Origin of the sequence: Acinetobacter celticus, assembly GCF_001707755.1 — a bacterium.
In the GTDB taxonomy this organism is placed as follows: Bacteria; Pseudomonadota; Gammaproteobacteria; order Pseudomonadales; family Moraxellaceae; genus Acinetobacter; species Acinetobacter celticus.
The window spans coordinates 163,866-182,046 of record NZ_MBDL01000010.1; the positions used below are offsets into that span (position 1 = coordinate 163,866).

Annotated in this window: 19 protein-coding genes; 5 read left to right on the plus strand and 14 right to left on the minus strand. The window is 37.2% G+C overall.

Features of this window, described 5'->3' with window-relative positions; translation table 11 throughout:
* Window positions 1–7 precede the first annotated feature (7 nt).
* The 5 genes from BBP83_RS09890 to BBP83_RS09910 form a co-directional block, all read right to left on the minus strand.
* On the minus strand, window positions 8–1,024 hold the full coding sequence (locus BBP83_RS09890; RefSeq protein ID WP_068888022.1) for an HlyD family secretion protein: 1,017 nt from the start codon (window positions 1,022–1,024) through the stop codon (window positions 8–10).
* A 266-nt stretch (window positions 1,025–1,290) separates the two neighbouring features.
* Window positions 1,291–4,461 carry an efflux RND transporter permease subunit gene (locus BBP83_RS09895; protein ID WP_068888024.1) on the minus strand — a complete coding sequence of 1,057 codons (3,171 nt, stop codon included), beginning with the start codon at window positions 4,459–4,461 and terminating at the stop codon, window positions 1,291–1,293.
* Window positions 4,451–5,695, minus strand: coding sequence for an efflux RND transporter periplasmic adaptor subunit (locus BBP83_RS09900; RefSeq protein WP_068888027.1), 1,245 nt, complete (start codon window positions 5,693–5,695; stop codon window positions 4,451–4,453). The genes BBP83_RS09895 and BBP83_RS09900 overlap by 11 nt, the downstream gene beginning before the upstream one ends.
* Before the next feature lies 1 nt (window position 5,696).
* Window positions 5,697–7,055, minus strand: a complete 1,359-nt coding sequence (locus BBP83_RS09905) for a TolC family protein (RefSeq protein WP_068888029.1) — start codon at window positions 7,053–7,055, stop codon at window positions 5,697–5,699.
* 49 nt (window positions 7,056–7,104) lie between these two features.
* Complete coding sequence (locus BBP83_RS09910) at window positions 7,105–7,515, minus strand: cation efflux protein, CzcI-like (RefSeq protein ID WP_068888031.1); 411 nt, start codon at window positions 7,513–7,515, stop codon at window positions 7,105–7,107.
* A gap of 363 nt (window positions 7,516–7,878) precedes the next feature.
* Here BBP83_RS09910 and BBP83_RS09915 point away from each other — a divergent pair, with 363 nt between their 5' ends.
* Window positions 7,879–8,316: a DUF2147 domain-containing protein gene (locus BBP83_RS09915; protein ID WP_415502430.1), complete on the plus strand. Its 438-nt coding sequence runs from the start codon at window positions 7,879–7,881 to the stop codon at window positions 8,314–8,316.
* 258 nt (window positions 8,317–8,574) lie between these two features.
* Here the strand turns inward: BBP83_RS09915 and BBP83_RS09920 are convergent, their stop codons facing one another.
* Window positions 8,575–8,943: a NirD/YgiW/YdeI family stress tolerance protein gene (locus BBP83_RS09920; RefSeq protein WP_078055429.1), complete on the minus strand. Its 369-nt coding sequence runs from the start codon at window positions 8,941–8,943 to the stop codon at window positions 8,575–8,577.
* A 171-nt stretch (window positions 8,944–9,114) separates the two neighbouring features.
* On the opposite strand from BBP83_RS09920, the gene BBP83_RS09925 reads away from it, so the two are divergent.
* Window positions 9,115–10,548, plus strand: coding sequence for a cryptochrome/photolyase family protein (locus tag BBP83_RS09925; RefSeq protein WP_068888037.1), 1,434 nt, complete (start codon window positions 9,115–9,117; stop codon window positions 10,546–10,548).
* A gap of 44 nt (window positions 10,549–10,592) precedes the next feature.
* On the opposite strand, the gene BBP83_RS09930 is transcribed toward BBP83_RS09925, so the two are convergent.
* The 6 genes from BBP83_RS09930 to BBP83_RS09945 form a co-directional block, all read right to left on the minus strand.
* Window positions 10,593–10,817, minus strand: coding sequence for a hypothetical protein (locus BBP83_RS09930; protein WP_068888041.1), 225 nt, complete (start codon window positions 10,815–10,817; stop codon window positions 10,593–10,595).
* 124 nt (window positions 10,818–10,941) lie between these two features.
* On the minus strand, window positions 10,942–11,118 hold the full coding sequence (locus BBP83_RS15310; protein ID WP_171258085.1) for a hypothetical protein: 177 nt from the start codon (window positions 11,116–11,118) through the stop codon (window positions 10,942–10,944).
* 104 nt (window positions 11,119–11,222) lie between these two features.
* The gene (locus BBP83_RS09935; protein WP_068888043.1) at window positions 11,223–11,657 is read right to left on the minus strand and encodes an I78 family peptidase inhibitor; all 435 of its coding nucleotides are present in this window, start codon (window positions 11,655–11,657) and stop codon (window positions 11,223–11,225) included.
* A 216-nt stretch (window positions 11,658–11,873) separates the two neighbouring features.
* Window positions 11,874–12,101, minus strand: coding sequence for a hypothetical protein (locus BBP83_RS09940; protein WP_068888045.1), 228 nt, complete (start codon window positions 12,099–12,101; stop codon window positions 11,874–11,876).
* Window positions 12,102–12,781: 680 nt separating this feature from the next.
* Window positions 12,782–12,895, minus strand: coding sequence for a hypothetical protein (locus BBP83_RS15515; RefSeq protein ID WP_245669739.1), 114 nt, complete (start codon window positions 12,893–12,895; stop codon window positions 12,782–12,784).
* 548 nt (window positions 12,896–13,443) lie between these two features.
* Window positions 13,444–13,674, minus strand: coding sequence for a hypothetical protein (locus BBP83_RS09945; RefSeq protein WP_068888047.1), 231 nt, complete (start codon window positions 13,672–13,674; stop codon window positions 13,444–13,446).
* A gap of 254 nt (window positions 13,675–13,928) precedes the next feature.
* Between BBP83_RS09945 and BBP83_RS09950 the strand changes: the two genes are divergently transcribed.
* Entirely contained in the window at window positions 13,929–14,411 is a 483-nt protein-coding gene (locus BBP83_RS09950; RefSeq protein ID WP_068888049.1) for a CinA family protein, read from the plus strand.
* A 78-nt stretch (window positions 14,412–14,489) separates the two neighbouring features.
* A complete protein-coding gene (locus tag BBP83_RS09955; protein ID WP_068888583.1) occupies window positions 14,490–15,110 on the plus strand; it encodes an aminotransferase in 621 nt (206 codons plus the stop codon).
* Window positions 15,111–15,190: 80 nt separating this feature from the next.
* Here BBP83_RS09955 and prpC read toward each other — a convergent pair whose 3' ends face one another.
* Both prpC and prpB read right to left on the minus strand, forming a co-directional pair.
* Window positions 15,191–16,327 carry a bifunctional 2-methylcitrate synthase/citrate synthase gene (gene prpC, locus BBP83_RS09960; RefSeq protein ID WP_068888051.1) on the minus strand — a complete coding sequence of 379 codons (1,137 nt, stop codon included), beginning with the start codon at window positions 16,325–16,327 and terminating at the stop codon, window positions 15,191–15,193.
* A gap of 3 nt (window positions 16,328–16,330) precedes the next feature.
* On the minus strand, window positions 16,331–17,215 hold the full coding sequence (gene prpB, locus BBP83_RS09965) for a methylisocitrate lyase (RefSeq protein WP_068888053.1): 885 nt from the start codon (window positions 17,213–17,215) through the stop codon (window positions 16,331–16,333).
* Window positions 17,216–17,448: 233 nt separating this feature from the next.
* Between prpB and BBP83_RS09970 the strand changes: the two genes are divergently transcribed.
* Window positions 17,449–18,099 carry a TetR/AcrR family transcriptional regulator gene (locus BBP83_RS09970; RefSeq protein ID WP_068888055.1) on the plus strand — a complete coding sequence of 217 codons (651 nt, stop codon included), beginning with the start codon at window positions 17,449–17,451 and terminating at the stop codon, window positions 18,097–18,099.
* The last annotated feature ends 82 nt before the right edge of the window (window positions 18,100–18,181 follow it).

Here is an 18,181-nt window from a genome sequence, read left to right on the forward strand (position 1 = left end):
TTTCATATTATTTTTGCTCTGTATGTGCAGATGCTTTGGCCATTTTGACCGTAACAGGTTGTCCCATTTTTAACTGGTCGTTTGGATCTTGCACATATACCCGCACTTCATATACCAGTGTGGTGCGAATATCTTCTGTTTGTACGGTCTTTGGCGTAAATTCAGCCACAGATGAGATATAGCCAATTGTGCCCTGTATGGGCTGATTAGGTTTTGAATCACGAATGACCTGCGCAGTAGAACCTATTTTAATTTCAGATAAATCGGCTTCATTGGCATATACCCGTACCCATTTAGGGTTCGTCAATGCGAGGGTGTACACTGTTTTTTGTGCCGTGGTCATGTCACCAACTTCTTGCAAACGCGCACGGACAACGGCATTAACTGGCGAACGCAATTGGCTTTGCGCAATTTTGTATTGCATTAAATCTAAATTGGCTTTTGTAACATCTACTTGCGCCTTTGCTGCTGTGCGGTCTTCTTTGCGTGCCCCTTTTTCCAGTAACACCAAATTGGCTTGGCGTTCTTTGACACTTGCAATAGCAGTATTCACATTACTTTGAGCGCCGTCTATTTCTTGCTTACTAATGGCTTTACCACCTGTGCTGTTAAATAAAGCCTGATAACGTTGTAAATCTTTCGTGGCTTTATCCAGCTGTGCCTGCGCGGATACAACTTGCGCTTTTGCCTGAGCAATTTCTTCAGGTCGCGTACCTGCATCTTGTTCATCGACAGCTTGTTGTTGCACAACCAACTGTGCTTGGGCCTGTTTGGCTTGAATTTCTAAAGCTTGCGTGTCTAAAACTGCCAGTACCTGTCCTTCCTGAACATGGTCTCCTTCCTGAACATTTAAAGCTTTAATTCGCCCCGATCCTTCAAAAGCCAAAGACACCTGACGAATATCTACATTGCCATATAAAGTTAACTCATTAACGGAGTCTTCATCTTTATTCATTACCCAATATGCAGTTATTGCCACAATAACGACCATAACAACAATTCCAGCAATGATTATTTTTTTCATGATGAATAGACCTTTATCTGATCAGAATTGCATAATTTCAGTTCAATTTAAATTACCATAGCCGTCTAAATAAAAGACATTTTTCAATTATTAATTTAGCTTCGGTTGGAGTTCATTGTTATTTTTAGAGCAAAGATGGCTTTTATTACACGATATTAGATATACATTTTAAATAAAGCTTATGTAGCTGAGCATGCAGAAATTTATAAAAAAATAAATCATCCAGAAAATGCAGAATACATCATTCTGCATTTTCCAAATTTAAATTAAACCGATTTTACTTTTTCATTCATCCAACGATAAATAATAGGTAAAACCACCAAGGTTAATAAGGTCGATGAGAAAATCCCCCCGATCACGACTGTCGCTAAAGGTCGTTGTACTTCTGCACCTGTACCCGTTGCTAAAGCCATAGGGATGAAACCTAATGACGCCACACAGGCCGTCATTAATACTGGACGTAGGCGCAGAACTGCACCGTGCCATGTTGCGTAATGAATATCATATTGCTGACGCAGTTCTTTAATAAACGTCAGCATCACCAAACCATTAAGTACCGCCACACCTGACAAGGCAATAAAACCCACACCCGCAGACATCGACAATGGAATATCACGTAACCAAAGCGCGACCAAGCCACCACTTAAAGCAAAAGGTACACCACTAAACACCAGTAAAGATTCTTTTAGGTTGTGAAATACTGCCAATAACAAAATGAAAATTGTTAATAAAGCCAGTGGAACAACCAATTGCATTCTGGCTTTTGCTGACATTAGGTTTTCAAATTGACCACCATATTCAAGCCAGTATCCGCTTGGTAAAGTTTGTCCAGACAATGTACTTTGTAATTCAGTTACAAAAGAGCCTAAATCACGGTCTTCAACATTTGCTGTAATGACAACACGGCGCTTCCCATTTTCACGACTGACTTGATTGATTCCCAAAATATGATCTACCTTGGCAACATCTTGTAGTTGAATCAATCCACCATTGGGCAATTGAACGGGAAGTATTGCCAACTGTTCTGGGCTACGTTGTGATTCGTCTAAACGAACTACAAAATCAAAGCGTTTATCGCCTTGTAAAATGGTTCCTACACTTTGCCCACCCACACTGGTCGCGACCAAGTCCTGAATAGATTTCACCGACAAACCATATTGCGCAGCTTTAGATTTATCAATTTCGACATTCAATAAAGGCAAACCACCAGTTTGTTCGACATTAACAGCGGTCGCGCCTGCAATAGATTGAACTTTTTGCGCAATTTTATTGGCTTCATTGTTCAGTACTTCCATGTCATCGCCAAACAATTTAATGCCAACATCACTACGAATACCTGAAATTAATTCATTAAAACGCAATTCAATCGGTTGTGAAAACTCACTATTATTGCCCGGAAGTGTTGCTAAAAAAGCAATCATACGTTGACGCAATTCATCAATACTTTGTTTAGGTTCTGGCCATTCCTTACGAGATTTTAACAAGATTACTGCATCTGAAATATTCGGAGGCATGACATCTGTTGCAACTTCAGCAGTTCCTGTTCGTGCAAAAATAGCTTTAATTTCTGGAAATTCTTTAATTAAAAGTTTTTCCGTATTTTCTTGCATTCTTAAAGACTGCTCTAAACCTGTACTTGGCGAACGCATCTGCTGAACGGCAAAATCGCCTTCACTTAATTGTGGCGCAAACTCACTGCCCAATTGTGTCGCCAAAACACCCGTTAAAACCAAAATGCAGGCCACAATCGTTAAAGTAAATAAACGAAACTCGTAAGCTTTATCTAATAAAGTTTGATATTGGGTTTTAAGCCAAATCATCCAACGGCTTTCTTTTTCCTTAATTTCACCCGTTACAAACAGTGCGACAGCAGCGGGAACAAATGTCACCGACAAAATCATGGCACCGACCAAAGCCAATACCACCGTCATTGCCATAGGATGAAAAAGTTTAGCTTCTACACCAGACAATGCAAAAATAGGCAAATACACCACTAAGATAATCAGCTGACCAAAAATTAATGGACGGCGTGCTTGTTTTGCTGCTAAAAAGACTTCTTTAAAACGTTCAGAACGACTTAGGATTCGACCATGATGTTTTTGGGCTTCTGCTAATCGCCGTATACAGTTTTCAACAATCACCACGGCACCATCAACAATAATACCGAAGTCTAAAGCCCCTAAACTCATCAAGTTCGCACTAATTTTCTGCTCTGCCATACCAGCCAAAGTAAACAACATCGACAATGGAATGACACAAGCCGTAATTAGCGCTGCACGGAAATTTCCTAAAAAGGCAAATAAAATCACAATAACTAATATTGCGCCTTCAATCAGGTTTTTTTGCACCGTTTGAATGGCTCGATTTACCAAGTCCGTTCGGTCATAGACTGTTTCTAGTACCACACCTTTCGGTAGTGATTGCTGGATCGTTTGCACTTTTTCATCAATGGCTTGGGCAACTGTTCGACTGTTTTCGCCCATCATCATCATGGCAATACCTAAAACGGTTTCTTCACCATTGTAGGTTGCGGCACCTGTTCTTAGGTCATGTCCTATACTGACCGTAGCGACATCTGCAACCCGAATTGGATAACCATTTTTATTGGCAATACTAATATTTTGAATATCTTCTAACGTATTCAAAGTCCCTGGGACACGTACAGTAAGTTGCTGACCATTTTTTTCAATATAGCCTGCACCACGGTTTTCATTATTTTCACTTAGCGCTGTTTGCAAATCTGACAGTGGAATTTGTAGTTGCTGCAAACGGTTTAAGTTTGGGGCAACCACATAGGTTTTATTAAACCCACCAATACTGTTAATTTCTGCCACACCTTGTACACGCTGAAGCTGAGGACGCACAATCCAATCTTGAATTTCACGCAAATCCATGGCGCTATAAGGTGTTCCATCAGGTTTTTTGGCATTGGGTTCAGCCTTAATCACCCATTGGTAAATCTCACCTAAGCCCGTCGATACGGGTGACATGGTTGGCTGTATGCCATCAGGTATTTCACTCTGTGCTTCTTGCAAACGCTGGTTAATCAGTTGTCTGGCCCAATAAATATCGGTGCCATCTTTAAAAACTACCGTAATTTGCGACAATCCATACCGCGAAATAGAGCGAGTTTGCTCCAATTGTGGCATTCCCGACATTGCGGTTTCAATGGGATAGGTAATCCGCTGTTCTATTTCTAAAGCAGTAAAACCATTGGCTTGGGTATTAATTTGAACTTGCGCATTGGTAATATCTGGAACGGCATCAATGGGCAATTTTTGATAGCCATAAATACCCACACCAATCCATGCCACTACAAATAGCATGACCCAAATGGCATTTTTAATTGAAAACTGAATAATTCTGTCAAAGATGCCTTCAGGCTTTGGAAGCCCATCATCGTCAGAGATAGGTTGCTCTGGCAAGTTAGTGCTCATGTGAAGCTTCTCCTTTTTCTAATTCAGATTTCAGAAGAAAACTACCATTGGCCACATATTGTTGACCTTGAGCCAAACCAGAAGTGACTTCAATCCATTGGCTTTGCGTCGCACTTTGAGCAATGCTCACAGGTTGAGCGCTAAATTCAGTTTTTGCACCATGTGCAGAAGCAATAAAGACCACATCTTTACCTTCAATTTGCTGAATTGCCGTTTTTAAAATGCGTAAAGCTTGTTTAGACGATTGTTGCTCTAGCATCACATTCACCATTAAATTGGGGCGAAGTTCATGAGCGCTTGATAAGACTTTTGCGCGAATCTGTAATCGTCCAGTTTGAGCATCCGCTTCGCTATTCATGGTTTGAATAACCGCTTTAAACACATTGCCAGTTTGTAGAGATTTAAACTCAATTTCTTTATTCAAGGTAATTGCACTCAATTCAGTGCTTGGCACAATAAATTCCAGCCATAACTGATCTAACTGATCAATCACAAATAACTGATCGGCCAACTGTACATTTTCACCCAGTACCAAATCTTTTTTACTAATCACACCATTAATGGGTGCTTTTAACACATAACGGCCCTGACTGGTCGATGCTGCACCATAGGCTTGCAAACGAGATTGCGTCGCTTGTACCTGAATTTGCGCCTGTTTATAGCTATTCAGTGCGCGCTGATAATCTTGCTTGGCAGAAATTCCTTGCGACCAAAGTTGTCGTTCACGCTCAAAATCTTGCTTGGCCAATTCTAAATTAGCCTGTTCAATTTTAAGATTTGCTTGCTGGTCAACTAAATCAGGTACCAATAACACCGCCAAAGGTTGGCCTTTTTTTACACCTTGCCCAAGTTCGACATAAACTGCTTCTACATGGCCACTAAAACTAGGTGAAACATGCGCTTGCTGATCGGTATTCACATTTAATTTAGCCGGATAAGCACTTACACTCATCACAGTGCCCTGTTCAACTTTCGCTAATTGAATGCCTTGCTCAACCAATTGCTTTGCGGTTAATGCAATGCCTTCTTCATGCTCAGTTTCCGCACCATGCTCTGCTTCACCGTGTTCTTCACCTTCGGCATGATCATGTGCATCTGCCGATCCAGTTTTATTTTTATTTATCAACAACAAAGCCATCGCAATCAACAAAGTAATGCAAATTGCTAAAACCATCATGAGGGATTGTGAAACTTTACCGCTTTGCTTGTTCAGTATATTTTTCATGTTTAACATTTTAATTTCCCCCACCAATGACTGGCATCGCTTGAATGTCTTGCCATAAATTTTGATTAATGACTGCAAGTGCATCTTTAGACATCACTTCACTAGGTGCTATACCTAAACTCATACTTTCTGCTTCTAGAGCTTTTTGCCAAGCATCTTTCAACAATTGAATTTTTCGCAATCGCACATCCTGTAGTTGCAAGGTGGCCTGTTGCACATCGGTTAGCGCAAATTTACCTGCTGTAAAACCCTGTAATGTTTTACTTTGAACTTGAACAGCCAATGGAATTTGAGTCTGATCAACTTCTTTAAATTGCACATTCAAGCCTTGTAATTCCGTTAATAACGTCCCAATTTGCAAGGCGTTTTGCTTTAGATAGAAATCCTGCTGACGAGCTAACAATTCCTGTTTAGCCTTGGCAATTTGCAACCCATATTGCTGACGGTCAAAAATATGTAATGGCACACTCACACCAACCACAAATTGATTTTCCGATTCAGTATTGGCAGTACGTACTTGGTTCACACCTGCATTCACAGTGGGATTCGGCCTTGCTTTGGCTTTAAGTACATTCACCGTCATTTCAGATTCTTTCACCTGAATAATGCGATATTTTTCCATATAATTATTGGCCAGATAATTCTGCACTTGTTGATGTACAGCAGATGGCCATAATTTTTGCGCAGTTAAATTGACCGATATCGTTTTGTCGGCAACACCCCATAAATTAGACAGTTGATGTGCAACAACTTGCCACTGTAAATCTGCCTGACGATACAAACGCATGTTTTCTGCATGGCTTAAACGCGCCCGATTTACATCTACTTCTGCCAAGCTACCAGCACTGAAACGTTTCTGAATAGCATTTAAATTGTCTTCACTCACGCGCAATTGTTCTTTAATAATGCTTTTTTCTAATTCAGCGATGGCCAACTGCGACCACAAATATTTCACAACCAACTGCAATTTGGCCTGATAAATTTTTTGATTTAACTCAGTTTTGTCCTGTGCAATATTCGCTAATTTTTGATTGGCCTTTCGCTCACCAAAAATATCCAAAGGTTGAGAAATACCAATTGCCAGCTCCTTGTCATCTTTTGAATTAAACCCTGTCTGTTCGACAGATAATTCAGGGTTTTTAAACAATTTGCTTTGCTGAATATTGCTTTGATTAATTCTGTTTTGCGTTTCCCAAAACTGTTGAGAAGCTTGATATTGACTGACCTGCTCGACGGCCTGTTCTAACGTTAAAGTTTGGCTATTCGCCGTAAAACTGGCAAAAGTTGCAGACAATAACAAGCCTGAACCAATGATAGCTCGTGAACGCTTCAGCACACTCAAGCGCTGATAAATCTGATTTTTTGACATAAAAATGCCCCACACATAATGAAATTAAGAGTGGTGGGCTTTTATTCGACTACCCCACCAGCAGTGGGGATAACATTGGAGGTGGACTATTTAAGACCAAGTCAGGCGATTGATAAAGATTTGACCAATCTATTTTAAACTGCCGAATGACATCAGTTGTTATTGGATAAAAGTAAGCTTCATGTGCTTCATTTAAAATGAGTTGGGTAAACGAAGGTAGATGATCATGATGATCGTCTACTGCAAAGCTGAATGGATCTGAAATGGGAAGATGTGCATCATCAATACATGTTTTTGATTGTTGATGGTGGCCAAAATGATTGGCACTACTACTATAGCCATTGCTCAAACTTATCGTCACATTTTCATGCACGCAAAACGCAGCCGCAATATTCCATAAACTTTGAAATACCAACAAACTGAATAAGACGGAGATGAAAATGACTTTTTGATTCGCCAAAGCGTTCTACAATAAATAAGAGCAGAGCCATGATACAAAGTTATGCCGTGTTATAAAATAACAAAGTGATTAAATTGATGATTTATTCATAAATATAAAACGTTCATTCAAAAAATGGCCTGAATAAACCCAACTAGCAGTAAAGCGATAACAAGTACTTGGCCTGTAAATTCTATAAATTTAGAAGAAATTTCACTTAATATTAATATTTTTCACAAAACTGTATGAAAAATCCATATTAAAGTCTATTTTAATGTCCAATATGATCGGTAAATATCAACGTACAAATCATGGGACTTGTCGTTCTCATTCAGATCAATATGTACACAATAGCTCACTCAAACCATTTGAGACTTTATGATGATAAAAACAACACTTAGTATAATTGGACTTTCATTGATCTCTTCGCTAGCAATAGCTGCAGATCCGTTGCATGGCACAAAATGGAAAACAATAGATGATCAGACCAAAAAGCCTCTGTCTATTGTGCAATTTACAGAAACATCTAACGGTATACTTTCTGCAAAAATCATTAATGTATTAGAAGGTTCAGAAGGCGATAAATGCACCAAGTGCGAAGGCAAATTTCACAATAAACCTTTAGAAGGTGTACAAATTGTGTCTGGCCTAAAAAGTATCAATAAGAATTCTTATGATGGCGGTAAAATCACCGACCCTAAAAATGGAAAAACCTATAGCTTTAGCGCTAAATTAGCACAAGATGGTAAAACACTGAGTGGTCGTGGCTATATTGGTATATCGGCACTGGGTCGAAGTCAAACATGGGTTCGTGCACACTAATCCATGTTTTTTATATCTACCTTGTCGTAAAATCAAATGTTGATGACGCATCATTTTCATTTAATTGCGACATCAAATCCTGAGGCAAATTTAGATAATATGAAAATGCCTAATACGAAAGCTTTATCTTTGATTTAACTACCAAAGATTCTGAATAAAATTTTACTATTCCTCAAAATATAAAAATGCCGTCCATTAAAGACGGCATTTTTGATGGTATAACCCACGTTTGAGTAAAAATTTTATACCAATTCTACTTTACAAAATATCAACTTTAACTGCGTCAATATCCGTCGCTTTAACACGATGTGTATCTACTTCGCCATATACACGGACTTTAGTGCCCGGTTTAAGCTGAGCTGGCGTTGCAAGATCACGGTCAATATCCACAATAATCGTGCCACTTTTATCTTTTAATTCATAATGTTCGTGTTTTACTTCGCGGACAATCGTGCCCGTCACAGAGACCGCCGTCTCATCTGCCAATTTACTTGCATGGGCAATGGTGACTACATTTTTACCCGCAGCTGCAATAATATGTTGATCTTCTGCATCAGAGGCAAATGTCGAAGCTGAAAACACGGTCATCAAACTACCTACGATTAATGCTGCTTTTAATTTCATCATATTTTCCTTTATTGTTAGAAGTCTAAAAATTTTAACCTATTGATATATAGCCGTCATTTAATTATTTTTCAAGCAATACATGTATTTATATTGTGAATATTTCTGATGATTTTCATTACATTTCTACAACATGCGTTATTCTTTAACATGTTCTATTCAGGTAACTGATTTATGCAATTAATCTGGTTTCGTCAAGACTTACGCATAGCTGACCATACTGCACTTTGGCATGCTACGCAGGCAGGCCCAACGATTGCTGTCGTGTTTATTTCACCTGAACAATCAATTTTACACCACGATGCTCCTGTCAAAAATATATTCTATTTACGCCAACTAGAAAGCTTAAAAACCCAATTAGAGACACTAAATATTCCATTAATTATTCAGGAAGTTGCCCTTTGGAAAGATATTCCACATGCGCTCAACCAACTTTGTCTTGCCTTAAAAATACAATGTATTCATGCCAATGTTGAAATCGGTGTCAATGAGCTACAAAGAGACTTTCAAGTCCAAAAAATATCAGAAAAAAATCATATTCCACTTGAACTTTATCATGACCGAACGCTTTTTCCTGTTGGCTCTATTCTCAATAAATCTAATCTGCCTTATCAAGTTTTTGGTGCTTTTAAAAAGCAATGCTATGAGCACCTGAGCATCAGCCTTCCTCAATGCTATCCTGCAATACAAACGCAGCAGATACTAAATATAGACCTGAGTTCGTATCAAACAGTTATTCATTTTGAACAACATTATCCAGATGATGCAATGACATCATTACAACAGTTGTGGCCCGTTTCTGAACAATATGCATTCAATTTATTGGATCGCTTCATACACAATGATTTAGCCCACTACAATACACAACGGGACTTTCCAAATCTAAATGCCACCAGTCAATTATCACCCTATTTAAATATAGGCGTTATTTCAATTCGGCAATGTCTACACGCTATATTTAGCACCCAGCAAGGTCATTTCCATATAGATAATAGTGGTCAGCAAACATGGTTAGATGAATTATTATGGCGCGAATTTTATCAACATATCTTGTTTCATTTTCCTGAAATTTCAAAAGATCAACCTTTTAAAAGCAATACAAATCAACTGCAATGGCGCCAATCTGAAGAAGATTTAATGGCTTGGCAACAAGGCCAAACAGGTATTCCAATTGTCGATGCTGGTATGCGTCAACTGCTACACACAGGTTGGATGCATAACCGTGTTCGTATGATCGTTGCGATGTTCTTAAGTAAAAATTTATTGATAGATTGGCGCTTAGGCGAAGCATGGTTTATGCAACATTTAATTGATGGCGACTTAGCAGCCAACAATGGGGGCTGGCAATGGTGTGCATCGACAGGCACAGATGCCGTCCCTTATTTCCGAATTTTTAATCCTGTTAGTCAGTCACAAAAATTTGATGCAAATGGTGACTATATTCGTAAGTGGGTTCCTGAATTGGCACACTTAGACGTTAAGCGCATTCATGATCCATTTATCAATCATCCAAATGATTCATCACTACACTATCCAAAACCCATTGTAGATTTAAAGCATTCACGTATTCGTGCGATACAAGCATTTAAATCAATATCATCCATCTAAAAATACAGGGCGTTGTATGTATTCCAGATTAAGAAGAATTTTGATTAATTCACGGCAAAATAACGTTTTTCTGTCACAATTTTCACTTTGATTCCCTTGTAATAACGAATCATCGGATCTTTGTCATCTTTACTAATTTTTTCAGCAAATTTATCTTCACCCATTAAGTTTGCATAAGTTTTGTAGCCAATAATGAGCACTTTAGGTTCTGCGCCTTGTTTTTTAAATTCATCAATTTGCTTATTTATATCTTTAATACTAATTTCCATGGCTCAATAATCGGTAACTAAACTTAATGTTTTTATATCAACTGATTGTTACACTTTAATTTCAATATAAAAAAAGCACTGATATCAGTGCTTTTTTTATGCATATAATGAAATATAAGCGTTATTAGTCAACTTTACTCAGCGCTACAGATGTCAAAATTGGGACACCAAAACATGGAAGCAATAACAAAATCCAATATTCAACTACAGGCTTATCAAATGTAAAATAAATAAACGACGCACCAATAGCCAAAACAATTAGTACATATCCTAAAAAAGTGCCAAAAAATTTTGCTGGCATATCATTCACCGTTTCGTCATTAGTGTCAGTTTCAGTATACTCTTTATCTTCAACATTCCTGCACTGAAACCGTTTTAATTAATAACCTTTTTTATATCAAAAATTTAACCACATGACGCATGGCTAATTTTATTTGATTTTGGGTCGATGGTAACAGTCACACGCTCTTCTCGATAATCCATGGTAACTGGTTGTCCAGGCTGGACAATACGTACAATTTCAGATTTAGTTAACTGTTTAATTTGAGTTTCGCTTAACGCAGACTTACCGACCAGTTTTGTAGCTTCTTCCGCCAAACATTTACCTTGATTGGCGCGAAAAAGTGCCCACTCTTCCACTGTTGTGCCATTAGGCAAATAACAATATCCTACCTGACCATTGCTTTCATTTTTAATCTCAAGTTTGCCGCCTTGCTGAATACAGTACTGGCTAGCAGGATTTGCAACGCCTAGTTTTTCAGAATTTCCATTTTTAGCTTCCATTGTAGAACAAGCACTTAAAGTAGACATGACCAGTATCAATAAAATATTTTTTTTCATATATTCATCACCTTAAAACAAATTAATTTATCAGATTGTTATTCTCTATTGTGTCATTTTTTTGAAAATTATGGCTTTCTATTCTTGATATATTTTTACTGGCAATAATTTGGCTTTCTAATGATTGAATATTGCAGTGATGAACTCCAATCCTAAGCAAAATTATATTTACCATAAAAAAGCCCGTTAAAACGAGCTTTTTTACATCTAAACAGCTTATTTTGTAGCAGCTTCGCTTGTAGCTGAACCTTCTTGTTCTAAAGGTGCAGCATCAATCATATCAGGACTAACTTCAATTGAAGTAGTGGCAGTAGACTCACCAACCGATGTTGATGAAGCTCCCACTTCTGTTTGTACTTGCTCATCTTGTTTTTTACTACATGCCACTAAACCTAGTGCTACAGCAGATACTAAAATAATGAGGCCAGTTTTTAAATTTATCATAGTGTTGCCTTTTCTTCAGGTTTTAAAAATTAGCATAATTGTAGTCATTTTTTTAAAGACGGGGAATATTGATTGTATCTGTTTGTTGATATTTAAATAAAAAAAACCATGCAATAGTTGCATGGTATAAATTAGAAGAATAAAAAAGAAACTTACAGCCTAAATTTCCTATTTGTATTTTCTATAAACTATAGAAATTGTACATTGGCAAAAACTTACAACATTAGATTTACTTCAATATATGGTATATTTTTTAAAAATTCTAATCAATCAGTTAGTTTTATCAGCAAATTTTCAATCGACAAATCACTGATAAAATCAAATGAATAGATATTGGATTTATGAACGTGCCACAGATACCATACATTGCCCATCTTTAGGCTAGATTTTAAAGCAGTGTCTTTAAACTGGCTCAAAGAGTTTTATATAGAGAAAATAAAATTTCCTCTGAAAAAAGACATAAAAACTGAATCAAGCAAATGAAATCGTGCTGATTGAAAAAAATAAATATGGAATATTTTTTGCTTCACCCAAGCTATCTAATTAATTGAATTAGCTAAACTTTTAATCCAGAAAACTAAAAAATCTTTATCAATAAAAAAAGAGCAATTTTTCATATTGCTCTTTTTTTATCTCGCTAAAATTAAGTCTTTTAGCTAATACCTAATTACAATTTCTACTTATACTGGATTAATAAAATAAAAATAAATTATTAAAAAAGATAAAAGTGTCATTGCTAAGGCTAAGTATGTCCCCACCGTATTAAAACTTCTAATAAATTTCAAAATATCCATAAATTACAGACCCTAATTTTTTCAAAAATTATAGATCATTTTTTATTTTTTTAAAAAAAACTCCGATACTATTCAGGTTATTAATACACAAATATAACAAATATATACAAGAAAACATGTGTTTTTATATTTAAACACTTTTCTCTCTTAATCATTGATATCTACAAAACGATACCTTTTTATCAAAATTAACAGATTAAACCCACAAATCAACAATAAATCCTAAAGGTGGTATTCGTACCACACATTCACCTGTCTTTGTACTAGATTTTGATAATCTAGCTCAAAGAATACCGTGTATATAAAATAAGAGGGGTTTTTCTATTTAGGGCTTTGAAAAGAAAAATAACATCTATAAAAAGGTATAAAAACTGAATCAAGCAAATGAGACCGTGCTGATTTAAAAAAGAGATTAAATTTTTTTGGTAATTACATATTAATGATAAGTGATTACTAAAATGATATGTATTTCAAAGTCCATGTAATATTTCATGCAAATTTACATGAAATATTACTGTTGTATTTACTATAAAAACCAGCAACCAAGACTACATTGAAAGAACTTTGACAATTATGGTTTGACTATCGTCTTGATCCTCTACCAAATAGAGGCGTTTTAATTCTTTACTTTTTACTTTAAATTTGTGATTTTGATAGGCAATTTCTGTAGGAATTTGATCAAAATATTGACTATCTACATCTAGTTCTTCTTGAAACAATGTTGCCCCAAACTGATAATCTGAACTTTTCAATACGACATATTTCACAGTTGTTTTCATTGCTTAAGCCTATTTCCATAATGCACTTTACTTTTATTTTTACCACTCTTTAGTCTTTGTTTAAACCTTTAATTTTCATTTTCGAACATCAAATGTACATCTGTCCATTTTTATATTTTAAGTAAGATTAATTTAAATTTTTCATCTATTCACGTACACTTAAACTACTGTTTCTTTCAATCTCGTTTAAAAATAAATCATTCACCCTAATTTATATATATCAATCTCAAAGAATAAATTTTTAGAGAAATATCATGCTATTAAAACAATGCTGTGATGTATTGGAAAAAAACAAACTGACCATTGCCTTTATTGAAAGTGCCAGTTCTGGTTATTTATCTAGCCAATTTTCAATTTATAAAAATAGTGGTGCCGATATTCTCCTTGGCGGTTTAGTTAGTTATGACCCAAGCATTAAAGTTTCCATATTGCATATTCCACCAGCTTTAATTGAACAATATACAGCTGAATCTGCTGAAATTACTCAAGCTATGGCTGAATCTGGTATAGGATTATTCACTTCGGCCAATTTTATTGTCGCCTGTACTGGACTACTTAAACCAAGTGGAAGTGCGACAGCAGAAAAGCCTGAGGGCACCTTCTTTATCTCTATTTTATTTAATCATCAAGTTTCAAATTTTCGATATTTAATTTTAGGTACGCCCGTTGAAAGACTAAATCAATTGACAGAATACGTTGCAAAAGAAATCCTTAATCTTCTGAAAATAAAAAAATGAAGTCGAAAAAATTAACATTTTCTGCATTAAAAGTTCGATATATTGGGCTTAAGTATATGGATGGCTTTGGAGTTAGATATGTCTATACCAAAAATTCTTTTCAGTACGTTCTTTTTGTCCTGCTTATCCCTCTCCGTTTATGCAACGGTGGGTGGGCCACAGCATATTGAAGTTCTAGGACTAGATCAAAAAGCCCAAAAAATTTATCTCATGCGACACTTTGAAGATGGTCGAGCTCGTTTACCACAACTATATTATTATCAATTAAATAGTACTAATCCGACTACACTTATTCAAGTTCGTTCGCTTTATATTAATCCCAAAACGAAATTAATCGATTACGATCAAGATAGTACGCAATTTGACAGAGAAATTGCAAAAATTCAGAAACGCTTACTCTTACTTCAACCTATACACAATAGTAATGCCAGTATTCAAATATTAACCACTAAAAATGGAACGGCAAAAGCATGGTATGACCCACAAGAACCTATTGATAAATGGACATATCAATATCGGGTGAAAAGCTTCCGCCTCAAAAGTACACTACAAACAGCAGAGAGTTACAAGCAAGGATTAAATATTTCTAGAGTCTATAAAGTACCTCATAAAAATAATATGCTTGTTACAGTCAAATATCTCGGTATCCCTTTTGAAATGGGTTATACCGTTGAAGATCCAGTATTGTTGACTAAATAACAGACACCCAATAAGACATTTAAAAAAATACCATTCAAAAAGCCTCCGAAGAGGCTTTTTTCATCTAGATATAATCAGTATTACGCCACTGAACGTTCCTCAATAGGTACAACTTTACGCAGTTCAGGCCCAGTATAATCTGCACTTGGGCGAATAATACGGTTGTCTGCACGTTGCTCCATGACATGTGCAGCCCAACCTGTCACACGACTCATCACAAAAATTGGCGTGAATAATTTGGTTGCGATGTCCATGAAATGATAAGCTGATGCATGGAAGAAGTCTGCATTACAGAACAATTTCTTCTCACGCCACATCACTTCCTCACAGCGTACTGAGACTGGATAAAGTACAGTATCGCCGACATCTTTGGCTAAACGCTCAGACCAAATTTTAATAATCCCGTTTCGTGGATCATTGTCTTTGTAAATGGCATGACCAAAGCCCATGATCTTTTCTTTACGCTCAAGCTTACCGAGCATTTCACGTTCAGCTTCGTCGGCAGACGTCCAGTTTTCAATCATTTCCATGGCCGCTTCATTGGCACCACCGTGTAATGGGCCACGCAGTGAACCAATTGCACCAGTAATACATGAATGCATGTCAGACAATGTTGAGGCACAAACACGTGCTGTGAATGTTGATGCGTTGAATTCATGCTCTGCATACAGAATCAGTGAAACATTCATCACTTGTTCATGCAGTTCATTCGGTTTTTCACCACGAAGTAAATGCAGGAATTGCGCACCGATTGAATCGTCATCGGTATTTTCTTCAATACGTACGCCATCGTGGCTAAAACGATACCAATAGCAAATAATGGCAGGTAGGGTTGCCAAAATACGGTCTGCAACGTCTTGCTGTTCATCGAATGATTTTTCTGTTTCGATGTTACCCAGCATCGATACGCCTGTACGCATCACATCCATCGGGTGTGAGTCCGCAGGAATACGCTCAAGAACTTCTTTCAATGCTTGTGGCAATTGACGCAGTGATTTAAGTTTGGCTTTATAGGTTGCAAGCTGTTCTGTTGTTGGCAATTCACCAAAGAAAATCAGGTAAGCGACTTCTTCGAATTGGCAGTTTTCTGCTAAGTCTTGCACATCATAACCACGATAAGTTAAGCCTGCACCGCTTTTACCCACGGTAGATAATGCAGTTTTACCAGCCACTTGTCCGCGCAATCCTGCGCCTGTGAGTACTTTTCCTTCAGCCATTTTTTATTTCTCTTCAGTAAATAGTTTATCTAGGGTGTTTTCAAAGGTGTGATAATCTAAAAATTCATACAGTTCTTTGCGCTGTTGCATGATATCCAACACATTGACTTGTGTGCCTTCTTTACGAATGGAATGCATCACTTCAAGCGCGGCTTTTTGCATAGCACGGGTTGCTGACAGTGGATACAGCACCATTGAAATGCCCTGTTCGCCCAGTTCTTGGGTGGTGTAATACGGGGTATCACCAAATTCTGTGATATTGGCCAGTACAGGCACACCGACTGCATCGCACACGGTTTTATACATGGTAATGTCGGTCATCGCTTCAGCAAAGATGGCATCTGCACCTGCTTCTACACAGGCACAGGCACGGTCAATTACCGCTTGTAGGCCTTCTTTTTGTAGTGCATCGGTACGTGCCATGACCACAAAGTTGGAATCGGTTTTGGCATCGACAGCGGCTTTAATCCGATCGACCATTTCTTGTTGGGTCACAATTTCTTTATTGGGACGGTGTCCGCAACGTTTTTGTGCCACTTGGTCTTCAATATGTACCGCGGCAGCACCTACCGCAATCATTTGCTTAACACTGCGTGCAATGTTGAACGCACCGCCCCAGCCTGTATCAATGTCCACCAAAAGTGGAGTATCAACACGCTCGGTAATACGACGGACATCTTCTAAAACGTTATCCAGACTGGTCATCCCTAAATCAGGCAGACCATAAGAGTAGTTGGCAACACCGGCACCCGAAACATAAAGGGCTTTGTAACCCACCTGTTTCGCCATCATTGCTGCATAAGCATTGACTGTACCGATGATCTGTAATGGTTTTTCCACTTCTAGAGCTTGTCTAAATCTCAAACCTGCAGACGTTTGTTCTGTCATATTCCTTTCCACAGTTATTACTAATTATTTGTTGAAGCCTGAGTATAACCATAAAAATTCTGCTACCTATGACCCATTAGATTTTTTACTCTAAAACTTTAGTCAAATATTTTTGAAATCTATAATATTATTTCGTTACAGTATGATTGTTCGTCATAACAAACGGTACAGAATCTTGTGCAAAGGTTTGCTATAATTGCAAGAGATTTTCGTTATTTGATCATATTTACTTTATGCAAGATTTAACTCAGTTAGAACCGATTGCTCGTGATTTACCGCAAACTCGGCGCGGTCATGAACGTTGTGTCGCGCTTTTAGAAAGCGGTGCTGAACTATTTCTTGAATTTGGCTACGATGCTGTTTCACTTGATGATATCGTTAACCATGCTGGTGGTTCAAAAGCCTCTATTTATAAATATTTTGGCAATAAAGAAGGTTTATTTAAAGCCATTTGTGACTATCGTCGTGACCAATTTTTTAACGATATTTGTCAATCATTCAATTCTGAACAATCTGATTTTCGTAGTTATCTCATAACCACTTTAATGAATTTCCAAGCGCATTTATTATTGCCAGAAAAAGCTGCGTTTATGCGCTTAATTGTAGAACAAAGCCAGCGCAACCCCGAACTTGCCCGTCATATTCATGAACAAGGCCCAAAACAAATTCAATTGGCAATTGCAGTGGCTTTGGAAAATGGGCACAAAAAAGGCTTTCTATATTGTGAAAACCCAATGTTTTCAGCACAATTTTATTTTGGAATACTACGAAATTTAGAATGGAAAATTTTAATGGGTTTACCGCCAGAAGAATTCGATCAAGAAACCAACAAATACATTGAATATTCAGTAGATCGCTTCTTAGATGGTCATCAAAAGCCTTAGTTTTTTTACAATTTTGTTTATAGATAGTATAGAGTAAGCCATTCCCCGATTTTCTTTTAACCAACCAACAACTAATTGTTGT